The sequence below is a fragment of the Croceitalea marina genome (assembly GCF_042684265.1).
GTDB classification, from domain to species: Bacteria; Bacteroidota; Bacteroidia; order Flavobacteriales; family Flavobacteriaceae; genus Croceitalea; species Croceitalea marina.
In genome coordinates, this window is sequence record NZ_JBHULB010000037.1 from 1 (window position 1) to 1,202 (window position 1,202).

1 protein-coding gene is annotated in these 1,202 nt (G+C 33.4%); it reads left to right on the forward strand.

Annotated elements, in window-relative coordinates; genetic code table 11:
- The first annotated feature begins 162 nt into the window (after positions 1-162).
- Positions 163-879, forward strand: a complete 717-nt coding sequence (locus ACFSQJ_RS14215; protein WP_377767638.1) for an endonuclease NucS domain-containing protein — start codon at positions 163-165, stop codon at positions 877-879.
- Positions 880-1,202 lie beyond the last annotated feature (323 nt).

A 1,202-nucleotide genomic window follows, 5' to 3' on the forward strand; every position in this document is an offset into this window, starting at 1 on the left:
AACAATGTGTATAATTCATTGCTAGTTATAGCATGCTTACGAAAGTCCTCGCGGACTTTCTATCTGTGATTTATTTGCTAACTTTAGTGCTTAAACACGCAACGAAATCATACACTAGACCGTTGTGCGTAATACGACCAAACCAACCGAAATCGACATTTAATGGAAAAAGAGAAATTTAAAATATGGCTAATTAGAAATGGTTATGCCGACAATACGAGTACAAGTTATTCCTATGCGATTGACAAAATTTCAAAGCATTTATCAGAAAAACGGAATGAAAATATAGATGTTTATTCAATAAACGATTTGCCAACAATCAAAAAACTTGTCGAATCTTACAGCACAGTCGGGAATTATTCAGAAACTGGAAATGAAGGGCGTGGAACTGTGAGAAATGCGATTAAAGCATTATACAAATTCAAAGAAAATGCTGATGACTTATCTTACGAATTAGCTGATGAAGAAATTGAAAACGATGAAGTAACGGATTTATCAATTACGAATTTCAGTTATGAAAGGGATTTGAAAAATTCAATGGTATCGCAAATAGCCGAATTATTTCCTGAATACAAAATATTTGGAAACCAAAACGAAGGAGTTGAATATCTAATTGAGGGAAAAAGAATTGACATATTATTAGAAAAATCGGACGGAGAACTATTAGCAGTCGAATTAAAATCTGGAGTTGCGAATTTCAAAGTTTTCGGTCAATTATCAATGTATTTAGGTTTATTAATGGACAGATTTCCAAACAAACAAATCAAAGGTTGTATTGTAGCTGGAGAAATTGATTTGACATTAAAAAGTGCGACTAAAACAACAAATCTGATTTCATTGAAAACTTATAGAATGAAATTGGAATTGCAGGATGAATAAAGTACTACGCACAACAATGTATAAAAAAAATAGGGCGAATAGTGCTTAACCAAAAGGTCTGTGCGTGTTTGCCAAGTCGCCAAATTTTTAAATTTGGCTTAATTAAAAAGAGTAAAGTAATTAACAAAATTTAAAAATTCGGCTTGTGCTTAATCCGAAAAGTAAGCGTCTGCGACCGCCCTACTTTTCTTATACTAGACCGTCAGACTGTCTCAAAACTTAAAGTTAGCTTTACCTTGTAGGGTTTGATATTCTTTATCTTTAAGTATGGAGTATCAACAGAAACAATCCCGGACCCAACTTGCCCTCTACACCACTTGTCT

Bases quoted from the DNA above. Each gene is read 5' to 3' on its own strand.
- ACFSQJ_RS14215 (WP_377767638.1), top strand. From the start codon at position 163: ATGGAAAAAGAGAAATTTAAAATATGGCTAATTAGAAATGGTTATGCC.